Genomic DNA, 12666 nt, shown 5'->3' with positions numbered 1-12666 from the left:
TCTATTTTATCTATTTTTCTGTATACTAAAGTATAGTAGTAATAATAGTTCTATCAACGACTTGTTACTAACTTAAAATTCAGTAAAAATTGGCGTTGTTTAATTTGTGGATAAATATGTTAACAACTTCTATATGCTATTGATTTTCTGTTATGATTTATGTGTATAAGTAAGATGTTCAGAGTGTTAGTAATTTTCTTTTATGGAAAACATTTTACCATCATGCATTGTTACATAACTATGTATATGTCGTTGAAAAAATTGTTGATCAATTGTTGGTATTTTATATCAACAAATAATTCACAAATTAATTTGACATTATTCACATGCTTATTAAACATTTAATAAAAGTTTTCTTGATAAATCTGATCTGAAAACGTTTTTGCCATTACAGGGAATAAATTGAGTAAAAAAGGAACCTTAGTAGAAAAAATAGCATATAGAATTTTTCTCTTCCTTTTCAAAAAAGCTTCTGTGTTGAAAAAGTGTGCGACTGAAGCATTAATGAAAGATCTGCCAGACCTTAATATATTTAATGGTCTATTAAAATTCCACGATTGTGGTATAATGGATATAATGACTCCACGTACAGAGATATGCGCAGTAGACATTGAGTCAAGCGAGCGTGAAATAATAAAGAAGATAAAAAACACTTGCCACACTAAAATACCAATTTATAGAAATAACTTTGATAACGTAATAGGCTTTTTTTATGTAAAAGATGTTATTTTTAATAGGGATAAAAATTTTAATCTGAGAAATATTATACAAAGCGTAATATTTGTTCCGCCCTCGATGAAGACAACTAATCTTTTTGTTAGGATGAAATCTTCTAAATCATACTTAGCTATTGTATTGGATGAATATGGTGGAACTGATGGTTTAATTTCAATGACCGATCTTATAGAGGAGCTAATACCAAACATTGATAGTGAGAACGAAATAAATTCAGAATATACCATTACTGAATTGTCTCAAAATAAGTTTGAAGTGTCAGCAAGGGTTCTTATAAAGGATATAGAAGAGGATCTAAAAATAGAATTACGTGACCCTGAAGAAGACTATGTTACACTTGGTGGTTTGATTCTTTCGATTGCTGGTAAAGTGCCTTCTGTAGATGAAGTCATTAAATATAAAAATGGTATGAAGTTTATCATCAAAGATGCAAATGAGCGCTACATTAATAAAATAGTACTAGACTTAAGTGATTACAAAAATTAGATTTGGTACCCCTTGTCGGGGAATGTCTTGCCTTGAAACGAAGAAAAAGTTGTAATAACCAAATATGCAACTCAAGGTATAGTTAAACCTATCTCCAGCAAATTATTTTCGCAAGTACAATGCATTTCAGTTTTATAGTACTCTAATAATAAAGAGGTCATATAGATATTAATATCTTTTGTATTTAAATTAGTGTCATTTTTTTTGATTAATTTGTCTACTAATGATTTGCTTATTGGTTTGTGTTCATTTAGAATTTTTATAGTTAATAGCATTTTATCTTCTGTTTGACTCAGTAAAACAGACACTAGTTCAACTTCCGCCACTGCGCTGGCTATAGTTAGCACCATATTAGAAATTATCTTATTTATCTTTTCAATTAAATCTTCCTTATTTTTTGCAGAGTATGCGTCTATTTTCCACGTAAGCTTTACTTTTTTTTTAATAAATAATTTTCGATATTAGATTTGGTCTGATCAAAGCTGTAATTATCTGCTGAAGAAGAATATGCCTGCTTCATAACTTTATGTTTATATATTAAATCATCGGAGCTTTCTTTAAGAAACGACAACGCTTCCTTCTGCGCATCAGCATCGTTCTTATCTATTACTTCAAGCTCTTCTAAGCCAAACATTATTCCATTCATAGAGTTAGCAAAGTCATGAAGCAGCCGTCCTGATAGCAGCTCCGTTATTAACAGTATGTTTTTGATGTTTTTGTTCATTGGATAATTATAAATGATTTAAGTTACCCTATATTGGTAAACATATAATAGTCAATTAAGAGAAAGTTTCGTTGCACTTTTTATATCAAGGCATTAATATAGTATTAACAATTTTAAAATTTATAGAAGGATTATGAATACTTATATCAGATCAGGAATAGATCTTGAACTATATAATAAGTTAATAAAAGAAGTCAAGCCTATTGCTCAAGAAACTACTAGAGAAGAAGTAATCAGCGAAATAGGTTCATTTTCTGCGTTGTTTGATTTTGCTGCACTAAGTAAGAAATATGACCATCCAGTACTTGTTTCCTCAACTGATGGAGTAGGTACGAAACTGTTGATAGCTCAAGAAGTGAATAGGCATGATACTATAGGTATAGATTTAGTTGCAATGTGTGTAAATGACTTACTTGCACAAGGAGCAACGCCTTTATTTTTCCTTGATTACTTTGCAACAGGCGTTTTGAGCAAGGACGTTTTATTATCTGTGGTCCAAGGCATTGCAAAGGGGTGCAAGCAAGCTAAAATAGCATTGGTTGGTGGGGAAACTGCAGAAATGCCTGGAATGTATGATAATAATCACTATGACCTTGCAGGGTTTGTGGTTGGTGTAGTTGATCGAAAGCAAATTCTTCCAAACTGTAGCATGATGAAAGTAGGTGATTATATAGTTGGCTTAGAGTCAAGTGGAATTCACTCAAATGGGTTTTCTTTGGTGCGCCATATTTTCAAAGGCTTAGGTATAAATTATAACGACTCATCTCCATGGAATAATCAGCTTTGGAAAGAAGTGTTGCTCGAACCAACAAAAATATATGTTGATTCTTTGTTGCCTATTATGCCAAAGATAAAAGGCATTGCACATATAACAGGTGGTGGCTTGATAGATAATATTCCGCGGATTCTTCCAAAAAACTTATTTGCAAACATAGACATTAATTCCTGGAAATGGCCAGATATATTTTTATGGCTAACAAAGGAGGGTAAAATAGAGAAGAAAGAAATGCTAAAAACATTTAATTGTGGTATTGGCATGGTATTGATCGTAAGTCCTGAGAATATGCAAAACGTGAAAAATCATTTCCAAAAACGTGGAGAAAAAATTGAAATTATTGGAAAACTTGATGAGGCATGTAACCCTCCACTTGATAGAGTAATATTTAGTTAGTCTAACTTTACTGACAGTCTTTTTGCAACTTCTAGGTACGCTTCCTTTAAATCTCCTAAATTCAAACGAAAGACGTCTTTATCTAGCTTTTTATAAGTATTTTTATCCCATAACCTGCAGTTATCAGGGCTGATTTCATCGGCTAAAATGATTTTAGTACTGTCATTTATTAATCTGCCAAATTCTAACTTGAGATCAACTAAATATATACTTGCATTTGAAAATAGGTGGACTAAGATTTCGTTGATTTTTAAAGTTGTAGTTTTAACTTCATCCATTTCTTTGCTAGATAGCCAATCAAAATACAGTATGTGATTTTCATTCACCATTGGGTCGGCTAGGTCATCATTTTTGTAAAAAAACTCGATTATAGGAGATGTAAGTGCCTCACCTTCTTTGATATTAAAACGTTTGCAAAAGCTGCCAGCTGCAACATTTCTAACTACCACCTCAAGAGGTATTATCTTGAGCTTTTTGACTAGCTGTTCTCTTTCGTTTAGAGTTTTTATAAAGTGCGTGCTAGTTCCTGCTTCTTCAAGCTTTTCCATGATAAAAGCACTAACATGATTATTAATTATTCCTTTGCCCTCAATAATTTCATATTTTTTCTTATTGAATGCTGTAACATCATCTTTAAAGTGCTGTATAACAGTTGATGAGTCTTCAGTTTCAATAATGGCTTTCGCTTTACCTTCGTATATTGTTTTATTCAGTGACATGCTTAATTTAACTATATATTATATCAATTTACTGTTCTTAGAGTATAGCTCCAAATAACTTAAAATAAACCTTAATGGCATTCAATGTTACAATATTAACCATATTTCCAGAAATGTTCCCCGGGTTTTTGAACTATTCTCTTGCCGGAAAAGCGTTAGAAAAAAAAATATGGAACCTTGAAGTAATAAATATTCGTTCTTTTGCGAAAGATAAACATTCAGCTGTGGATGATGTTCCATATGGAGGTGGAGCAGGAATGGTTATGCGTTCTGATGTAGTTGGTGATGCAGTAGATAGTATGCTCTCTGTTCATAAAAATACTAAGTTTATTTACATGACTCCATCTGGAACTAAGTTTAATCAGAATATTGCCAGAGAATTATTAGAGTTTCCTCATATAACAATATTGTGTGGTCGATTTGAAGGTATTGACCAAAGGATAATTGATGCGTATACTCCTTATGAATTAAGTATCGGAGATTATATACTTTCAGGAGGTGAGCCAGCTGCGATGGTGGTTCTCGATGCATGCATTAGACTTCTTCCAGGTGTAGTAAATAATTCCGATAGTATTATTGAAGAAAGTTTTAGTTATGATGGTGGTATGCTTGAATATCCTCAATATACTAGACCTGAGCAGTGGAAGGGATATAAAGTACCTGAGGTTTTGTTATCTGGCAATCACAAAAAAATAAGTGATTGGAGGCAGAAGCAGTCTCATGTTATAACAAAAAAGCGTAGGCCTGAATTATTGAATGGAGAGATAAATGACAAATTTACTTAAAAAATTTAACGAACAGCAAATGCAAGTGTTAGCTAAAGAAATACCAGAATTTCGTCCTGGTGATGATTTGAAGGTCACTTTTAAAGTAGTTGACGGTGCAAGTGAACGTATACAGATATTTGGAGGTGTATGTATATCAAAAAGGAACCGCGGGTTACATTCTTCTTTTGCAGTCAGAAAAGTGAGCCATGGAGAAAGTATAGTGTCTCAATTTTTTGTTTATTCTCCTGCACTGGTTTCAGTGCAAGTGACAAGAAAAGGAAAGGTTCGTAGAGCAAAACTGTATTATCTATGCAAACTATTTGGAAAAGCTGCAAGGATCAAAGAGCGTACTACTTATGTTAAAAAGAAATCTAAGTAGATACAATAGGGAGTGATGTCAATTGTGTCATCCCAACACTTCCCCAGTGTCATCCAAGTAGCTGATACTGGGATCTACCTTATTCTATATCATGGATGTTATTTTTAGCATGGAGTCTGTTACCAATTGCCTGATTTGTAAATATTTTTATAACTGGATTCCAGTGTCAAGCACTGGAATGACATCAACGTTTATTAAACTGGACGTTTGTACAGCTGTGGGCTTGACGATAGGATCCAGGAAAAATAAATGAGTATAAAGAAAAAATTCCTTAAATTACTTCAGTCAAGGCGTGTACATGCTCGTATAAAAAGGAAAAATAAAAAGAACAGAGCGTTACGCTTTTGCTCTTTCACGGCACTAGTTATCTCACTTGGCTGTCCTGTGTGTATATTGTTGAGTATATTAGTTAACTCTTACAGTGCCTTAACAGTAACGAAAATTTTATTGCCAATTGAAATAAGTGCTGATCTTACTTTAACAAATAATCCTAGTGATTTGCGGTATAAGTCCATTGGCTTACTCAACGATTCTTTACGTAAGGTGTTTAAAGGAACTGATTTTAAAGACAGTGACGAAATTTTAAGTCGTAATTCTTACAAAGAACTAGAGAAATTTTTTCGTAAGAAAGTAAAAGATAGTGGTGAATATGAGATCTGGTTTACCGCGTCAAGTATAATTAATTCAATAAATAAAGATAAACATTTGAATGATCGTTATGCTAAATTACTTGATTGGCTAAAAGAAAAGAGGAGAGTGAAAAAATTTTTTAATAAGTCTTTATTCCTTAAATCTGACTCTCGTGAACCTGAGAATGCAGGGATTTTAGGGGCATTTATCGGTTCATTAATGACAATTATAGTGTGCCTAGCATTAGCATTACCAATAGGGATTATGTCGGGCATCTGTCTTTACGAATTTATGCCTAAAAATAGGCTAATGACTAATATTGTAGAAATTAGCATGAATAATCTTGCTGCAGTGCCTTCAATAATATTTGGTGTAGTGGGCTTAACTCTCTATCTTGGCATATTTGGGCTACCACGCTCTTCACCACTTGTTGGTGGAATGACTCTTTCATTTATGATGTTACCTAATATTATAATTGCAACAAAAAATGCCTTTGCGAATGTTCCTATTACGATAAAAGATGCAGCGTTTGCGCTCGGTGCGCCTCACATCAAGGTGATATTAGATCACTCTTTACCGATTGCGTTACCAAGAATAATACATGGTACTGTGCTTGCAATTGCAAGGATTTTAGGTGAATCTTCCCCTTTACTTATGATAGGTATGGTAGCATTTATTGCTGATACACCTACGTCCTTTTTCGATCCGGCGACTGTTCTGCCTGTACAAATATACATATGGTCAAGTAGTCCTGAAATTGCATTTATTGAACTTGCTGCTATTGCAATTATAGCTTTATTATTGGTGTTATTTGCGTTAAATTTAGTAGCAAATTTTGTAAAAAAGAAATTCGAATTTTTTAATTTTTAGCAATTCATGAAAATCACAGTCCTATCTGGTTATGGCTTAAATTGCGAAAAAGAAACCGCATTTGCATTTATGGAATGCAGCAGAAAACTTGGTATTAGTAATATTGAAGTAAAAATCGTTCACATTAATGATATCATAGATAATCCAAGTGAACTGAAATTAAGCAATATACTTGCAATTCCAGGAGGTTTTTCCTATGGTGATAACACTGGTGCTGGTAATGCGTTTGCTTTACGTATTAAAAACAACTTGTTGGATGAGTTTCAAGAGTTTTTATCTCAGGACAAGCTGATTATAGGAATATGTAATGGTTGTCAGATATTAGTAAAATTAATTCCAGAGTTCTCTAGTCTAGCTTTAATCCATAATGATATAGGCAATTATCAATGCCGTTGGATTAGAGTGGGAGTTAATCCGCAGAGTAATTCTGTTTGGCTACGGGGCCTGAGTGAACTATATCTCCCTATTGCTCATGGGGAAGGCAAATTTTTTATGGATCAAGATATTTTGAACCAATTGATTGAGAGCAATTCCACCGCATTACGTTACATTGATGAAAATGGCAACTATGCTAACCTACAATTTCCTTACAATCCGAACGGATCTACATACGACCTAGCAGCTTTATCAGATAAAAGTGGAAGAGTGCTAGCTTTAATGCCCCATCCAGAGAGGGGAATATTTTTTACTCAGCAAGATAATTGGCCTCTTGAAAAAGAAAAGAGCAAGCGTTTAGGTATTGCTGTGCCAAAATATGGTGATGGAATGCTTATATTTGAAAATGCACTAAAGTATTTTTGTTAAAATTTATTGGTAGGGGTTTATGGTCGAAATTATCCCCTGATATTGCAAAAAATTACTTTACAAGTTTCGCCAGTCCCCTTATTATGATAATAAGGGTATTTATGACTCAAAACTTGTTTTTGACCTGCAGGCTCAATGACAAAATTCAGTAAAAAACTCAGGGTATTTATTGGCGGATTACATAAAATTATAGCGGCTGCATGTCTTTTTTATTTTTTCTACATTCAGCCAAATCGCGCTTATTTTAAGCGTTAGCACATTATTACAGCGCCACTTACAGTAATATAGAGTCAAAACTCGCACCACGGGAGTTCTTTGCCTTTTTTTTTATTTGGTAAATTTCTTAATGTTTGTAGCTAAAGCAACTTAAGAGACCGAAAATGGTGTCATTCCAGCGCGTGACGCTGGAATCTAGTCTTTATTATGCAGCCACTTATTTAAAGTTAAGTTTTCTGGATCCAAGTAGTCAGGGCACTGGGATGACACCTTGACGATTTGAAGAATCGTCATTCCGCTACTCGTTAGCGGAATCTATGCTGAGATACCGCGGCGGTATGACGTAGGGACTCCGCCAACAATATTGGAAGAAATCTGAAACTTGAGAAAACTATTTCCCAAAAGCTTCTATAAAAAGAACAGAGAGTTGAATTTATTTATAGAGCTAGTGATCAAATAACCATATGTCTCGATGAATAACATATGGGAGAGCTAATGGGCAACAAGAAATTAATAGTTTGTATTCGTTATAGTTATGAAGTGAATAGATTAGCAGAGTTGTATCTATTAGATGCATATGAAAAATTAGTGTTAAGTAAACCAATAAAAGTGAGCAAAAAGGAAGAAAACTCTGAATGTAAGAAAGTAGATTTGAGGAGGGTTAAATGGTAACAGTTAGATTATATGCAAGAGTTTCTTCAGGGAGACAAGCACAAGAAGGTACAATAGCAAGTCAAATTGCTGCTATAGAGAATCAAATTAGTATGGACGGACATAAATTATTAAATGAATATAAATTTATTGATAATGGTTCTAATATAATCCGTCCTGGTTTAGAAAAATTACGTGATAAAATAGCAGAAGGTAGCATTGATAAGGTTTATATTCATTCTCCTGATCGTTTATCTCGCAAGTATGCATATCAGATGGTATTACTTGAAGAGTTCAAGAAACTAGGAGTAGAAGTCATTTTTTTAAATTAGCGATAATCCAGAATCTCAATTACTATTACAAATGCAAGGTATGATAGCAGAATATGAACGTGCAAAAATCATGGAAGGAAGCTGCCGAGGAAAGATTTATGCAGCCAATAAGGGTTATATAAGTGTAATGAGAGCTGCTCCTTATGGCTATCATTATATAAATAAAAATACAGAGACAGGACAAGCCTTATTTGAAATTTATGAAGAAGAAGCTAAAGTTGTGCGTAAAGTATTTTTTTGGGTAGGAAGAGAAAGAGCGAGTATAGGAGAAGTATGTCGTGGGCTAAGTGCTATGTCCGTTATGACGCGAACAGGAAAAGAATATTGGGATAGGGCTGTAGTTTTGAGTATGTTAAAAAACTCTGCTTATAGAGGACAAGCAGCTTTTGGTAAAACAAGGTTAGGCGTAAAATTAAAATATATAAGACCAAAAAAAACTCCTGCGAGCAACCAAAAGATAATTATTCTACTTATCCTGTTCCAAAAGAGGATTGGATTTATATTAAAGTACCTAGTATAGTAAACGAAGATTTATTTGATATAGTTCAAGAACAATTAGCAGAGAATAGAAAAATAGCAAGAACAAGACAAAGAGGAGCAAGATATTTATTGCAAGGTTTAGTAGTATGTAAGCTTTGTAATTATGCATATTATGGTACTAGCACTGCAAGGAATAAGGAGGGAAAAAAACTAATAATCAGGTGTATTATCGTTGTATTGGCACGCCGTTTTGGTGGTAATAAAATGTGTAACAACAAATTAATTCGTACAGATACATTAGACATAGCTGTGTGGGAAGAAGTAAAGCATCTATTAAAAAATCCGAATAGAATATTAGAGGAGTATAAACGAAGACTTTCAGAACTTACCACTAGATCAAAAAAGCGCTTTGCTTGAAGCACAAGAAGATAAATTAAAACGTGGTATTGCAAGGTTAATTGATAGTGATGCTCAAGAATATATTGATCAAGAAGAATTTGAGCCAAGAATTAGAGCAATGAAACAAAACTTAAAAATGGTTGAAGAACAAAAGAAAAAGATATTTGATCAGAAAAAACTCACAGAAGAGTTCACTCTAATAGTAACAAATTTAGAGGGATTTTCCTCTAGTATTAACTCAAGTCTTGATAATGCAGACTGGCTAACTAAACGTGATATTATTAGAACGTTAGTTAAGCGAATTGAGATTAATTTTGAGGATGTGAACATCGTGTTTAGAGTGAAAGAGCTTCCAGACTCTTCTCATGGGGAGAAAAATCAATACTTGCAATGTTGTTGTAGGGGTAGTCATCCCGCTACTTGTTAGCGGGATCTAGAGATACTGCGGCGGTATGACGTCTCGCTTGGGTCAGCTATACCTTTTTTCTACTTAGTTTGGGTTATGCAAGAAGTCTATTATAATCAGGCTTTAAGTGTGCGGAAGTAATTTTTTGCATTAGAGTAAAAAATTTTTTCTATAGCTAATCAAAGTGGGATCAAGAGAAACTTACCACTTTCTTTACAAAGGGTTTGATGTTACCATTTGATGAACTATTCTGAATTTATTGAATGAACATTAACATAAAGAATCTAGTTCATGCTTTTTCTAAATTGCCAAGTTTAGGACCATCATCATCACGCAGGTTGGTTATACATTTACTCCAAAACAAAGAGAAAGTTATGCTACCACTTGTATCTTTGATTAAAGAGCTAGCAGATCTTATAGTAGAATGTGAGATTTGCGGAAATCTAGATACTAAATCACCTTGTTCTATTTGTACTAACCCAAAACGTGACACTAAGTTACTGTGTATAGTAGAAGAATTGGGTGATCTATGGGCGTTTGAAAAAGGAAATATATATTCAGGTTTATACCATGTTTTGGGGGGCAGATTGTCTGCAATAAACGGCATAGGTCCAAAAGAACTTAACCTTGATACTATTCTGGAAAGAGTGACAAAATCTAAAGTTGAAGAGATAATTATTGCAATTAATCCGACATTAGAGGGTCAAGTTACTGCACAATATATAATTGAATTGCTAAAAAATTTGGATGTGAAAATATCACGTCTTGCTTGCGGCATACCAATGGGCGGAGAAATTGACTATCTAGATGAAGGAACGTTAAAAGCAGCCCTCACTTCAAGACAAGAATATGAGTTAAATATAAAATAAGGTATGTGCTTAAAAAAACTTGCATCGTTAATAACGTTCAAGAAGAAAGAAACAGCGCCACCACTTCAAGTGGCGGCTTGGGAAAATGACCGTCTAAACTATAAGCAATTTTCAGGCAAATTCAACACTATAATTAAAACGATTGATCAGTTTTTTACAGTAATATCTTTAGAAGGATATGACGGATGGGGTAAGACGTTTTTTCTGAAAGAGTGGGTAAAAGAGTTAAAACAGCAAAATGAAATTGCAGCTTACTATAACGCATGGGATATCAATGCACTGGATCAACCACTTCCTTCTTTTTTAAATTTTCTATTTGAAGATTTATTTGCATCGTATGAAGTAAAAAGAAGCGTTATACAACAGTTCAAGAACATAAACCAAGAACTATTTTCTCTAAACACACTAGGAAAGCTGATCAGTAAATCTCCACTTGCTATGCTTTCCGTATTGCTTGACGCTACAAAAGAGGCTGATAGGAAAGATATTGGTTCTGTACTGAGAGAGTTGAATACTCTTCAAAGAAGAGAAGAAAACATTAAGGATTTTAAAACACAATTGGCAAAAGTAGTTAATAGAATTAGAAAAGACAAAAACATTTATATAATGGTGGATAATCTTGATGTGTGCCGCCCTAAATTCGTTGTCGATTTTTTGGAATCTATAAAGTATATGCTTGATGTGGAGGGGCTGGTTTTCATTATTTCTGTAAGTAAAGATAAGAGCAATGTGCATAAAGCCATTAGCACGATACTTGGACCAAATTTTGACCTAAAATCTTTTACTGATCTCTCTTTACATTTACCGAAGCAACCGATAGAAAAATTTACAAAAGAACTATTTGAAAATATTAAATTACCGAAAAAGTCAAAAAATTTGATTGTAGATAGTTTTATATTTTATGCAGAAAGCCTTTTACTATCGTTAAAAACAATAGAATACTGCGTAAAAAAAATAAAGCTGTGTCTTCTGAATTACACAAGAGAAGAATTACCTGCTCCAAATTTGTTTTCGTTTTTGGTAATACTGCAATCAGTAAATACTGATTTGTATGAGGAGTTAGATTCCTCATGTCAAAGAGCATTGGAAAAAATTGAAAATGAATATAAATCTTTAATTCTAAATGGTCAAGAGGAATGGGAAAAACTTAAAACCTCTCTAGAAGCTGCTTTTGCAGAGAAGGAATCAAAAATTAACAAAGCTATAAAGGATATAATATTTTGAAAAGATACCCTACCTTTGCATATACAAAGATAGGGTAATATTTGATTAACGCCCCTTTACTATGTTATTACCTTGTTCAAACTTTCTGATTAATTCGCTTACGTTGACATTAGATAATTTTTTACCTGCAGATTTGTCATTATGTGAAGCATCAGGTTTACGAAGGTCTTCCTTACTGTTACTCCTAGTAATATTACATCTGACAATGTTTGAATTATTAGACTTATCGCTTATATCTGAAATATTGCTTTTTTCACTACATGAAGACGAATTACTCGACATATTGTCTAAGCTAAAGCGCTTTTTACCTTGATAGATTGGATTCCAATCAAGTGGATTGTAAGCTTTAGCTTTTTTATCAAGAGTACTGCTACTAACATCACTGATACCACTATCCCCTGAATCACGGCGTTGTTTGTTAGAAGTGCTATGAATATTGTCTTTCATGAGTTTTTGCATTGTTGGGCCAAATGTTCTTCCAAGATTGCTACTTACTGTTTTATTACTATCATTTGCTTGGGAATGAGATGCATTTCGCTCAAAAATCGCTTTTATTCCAGCAAATTTAGCTTGGGAAGATTTCGGAGGAACAGGTGGAGCAACTTTCTTAAGCTTTACTATTTTTTCTAACTCATTCTGCGACGATAACTTGGTCTCTGGTGCTCTTGGTGGTACCGGTGGGGCAACCATGCCTTTTGAGTTAATCTTTCCTTCATTTTTAGGAAAAATTTTTGGATTATTTTTTTCTACTGTAGTATTCATTTTTTTACCTCTAAGCCTATTAACTAGTAGAATTATAAACTT

The 12666-nt window shown here is 33.5% G+C and carries 17 protein-coding genes; 13 read left to right on the top strand and 4 right to left on the bottom strand.

The window, feature by feature from the left end; genetic code table 11:
- The first annotated feature begins 402 nt into the window (after nt 1–402).
- On the top strand, nt 403–1221 hold the full coding sequence (locus ABWU75_RS05885) for a transporter associated domain-containing protein (protein ID WP_353286810.1): 819 nt from the start codon (nt 403–405) through the stop codon (nt 1219–1221).
- Between the two features lie 71 nt (nt 1222–1292).
- Here the strand turns inward: ABWU75_RS05885 and ABWU75_RS05880 are convergent, their stop codons facing one another.
- Nucleotides 1293–1529: a hypothetical protein gene (locus ABWU75_RS05880; RefSeq protein WP_406722571.1), complete on the bottom strand. Its 237-nt coding sequence runs from the start codon at nt 1527–1529 to the stop codon at nt 1293–1295.
- Between the two features lie 122 nt (nt 1530–1651).
- Nucleotides 1652–1945, bottom strand: coding sequence for a hypothetical protein (locus ABWU75_RS05875; protein WP_253307226.1), 294 nt, complete (start codon nt 1943–1945; stop codon nt 1652–1654).
- Nucleotides 1946–2078: 133 nt separating this feature from the next.
- Here ABWU75_RS05875 and purM point away from each other — a divergent pair, with 133 nt between their 5' ends.
- Nucleotides 2079–3116, top strand: coding sequence for a phosphoribosylformylglycinamidine cyclo-ligase (purM, locus tag ABWU75_RS05870; protein WP_353286809.1), 1038 nt, complete (start codon nt 2079–2081; stop codon nt 3114–3116).
- On the opposite strand, the gene purC is transcribed toward purM, so the two are convergent.
- Nucleotides 3113–3835 carry a phosphoribosylaminoimidazolesuccinocarboxamide synthase gene (purC, locus tag ABWU75_RS05865; RefSeq protein WP_253307224.1) on the bottom strand — a complete coding sequence of 241 codons (723 nt, stop codon included), beginning with the start codon at nt 3833–3835 and terminating at the stop codon, nt 3113–3115. The two genes, purM and purC, sit on opposite strands and share 4 nt — an antisense overlap.
- Nucleotides 3836–3909: 74 nt before the next feature.
- Between purC and trmD the strand changes: the two genes are divergently transcribed.
- From trmD to ABWU75_RS05810, 11 genes are all read left to right on the top strand, one after another.
- Nucleotides 3910–4620 (top strand): tRNA (guanosine(37)-N1)-methyltransferase TrmD, encoded by a 711-nt coding sequence (gene trmD / locus ABWU75_RS05860; RefSeq protein ID WP_253307223.1) that lies wholly within the window; start codon nt 3910–3912, stop codon nt 4618–4620.
- Nucleotides 4604–4981: a 50S ribosomal protein L19 gene (gene rplS, locus ABWU75_RS05855; protein WP_253307222.1), complete on the top strand. Its 378-nt coding sequence runs from the start codon at nt 4604–4606 to the stop codon at nt 4979–4981. Before trmD ends, rplS begins: the two co-directional genes overlap by 17 nt.
- Nucleotides 4982–5230: 249 nt before the next feature.
- Nucleotides 5231–6481, top strand: coding sequence for a PstA family ABC transporter permease (locus tag ABWU75_RS05850; RefSeq protein ID WP_253307221.1), 1251 nt, complete (start codon nt 5231–5233; stop codon nt 6479–6481).
- 6 nt (nt 6482–6487) lie between these two features.
- Complete coding sequence (locus ABWU75_RS05845) at nt 6488–7285, top strand: phosphoribosylformylglycinamidine synthase subunit PurQ (protein ID WP_264687850.1); 798 nt, start codon at nt 6488–6490, stop codon at nt 7283–7285.
- A 711-nt stretch (nt 7286–7996) separates the two neighbouring features.
- Nucleotides 7997–8173, top strand: coding sequence for a hypothetical protein (locus ABWU75_RS05840; protein ID WP_264731753.1), 177 nt, complete (start codon nt 7997–7999; stop codon nt 8171–8173).
- On the top strand, nt 8167–8484 hold the full coding sequence (locus ABWU75_RS05835; RefSeq protein ID WP_264328686.1) for a recombinase family protein: 318 nt from the start codon (nt 8167–8169) through the stop codon (nt 8482–8484). Before ABWU75_RS05840 ends, ABWU75_RS05835 begins: the two co-directional genes overlap by 7 nt.
- Before the next feature lie 31 nt (nt 8485–8515).
- Nucleotides 8516–9004, top strand: coding sequence for a recombinase family protein (locus ABWU75_RS05830; protein WP_264735839.1), 489 nt, complete (start codon nt 8516–8518; stop codon nt 9002–9004).
- A gap of 89 nt (nt 9005–9093) precedes the next feature.
- The gene (locus ABWU75_RS05825; protein ID WP_253307215.1) at nt 9094–9381 is read left to right on the top strand and encodes a zinc ribbon domain-containing protein; all 288 of its coding nucleotides are present in this window, start codon (nt 9094–9096) and stop codon (nt 9379–9381) included.
- Nucleotides 9374–9790, top strand: coding sequence for a hypothetical protein (locus ABWU75_RS05820; RefSeq protein WP_353286808.1), 417 nt, complete (start codon nt 9374–9376; stop codon nt 9788–9790). Before ABWU75_RS05825 ends, ABWU75_RS05820 begins: the two co-directional genes overlap by 8 nt.
- Nucleotides 9791–10038: 248 nt before the next feature.
- The gene (recR, locus tag ABWU75_RS05815) at nt 10039–10638 is read left to right on the top strand and encodes a recombination mediator RecR (protein WP_353287077.1); all 600 of its coding nucleotides are present in this window, start codon (nt 10039–10041) and stop codon (nt 10636–10638) included.
- A gap of 3 nt (nt 10639–10641) precedes the next feature.
- Entirely contained in the window at nt 10642–11862 is a 1221-nt protein-coding gene (locus tag ABWU75_RS05810; protein WP_353286807.1) for a P-loop NTPase fold protein, read from the top strand.
- 45 nt (nt 11863–11907) lie between these two features.
- Here ABWU75_RS05810 and ABWU75_RS05805 read toward each other — a convergent pair whose 3' ends face one another.
- Nucleotides 11908–12624 carry a hypothetical protein gene (locus ABWU75_RS05805; RefSeq protein ID WP_253307212.1) on the bottom strand — a complete coding sequence of 239 codons (717 nt, stop codon included), beginning with the start codon at nt 12622–12624 and terminating at the stop codon, nt 11908–11910.
- Nucleotides 12625–12666 lie beyond the last annotated feature (42 nt).

Origin of the sequence: Wolbachia endosymbiont (group A) of Anthophora plumipes (genome assembly GCF_964028115.1) — a bacterium.
In the GTDB taxonomy this organism is placed as follows: Bacteria; Pseudomonadota; Alphaproteobacteria; order Rickettsiales; family Anaplasmataceae; genus Wolbachia.
The sequence above is the reverse complement of the archived record's forward strand: the minus strand, read 5'-3'. Positions and strand labels throughout refer to the sequence as shown.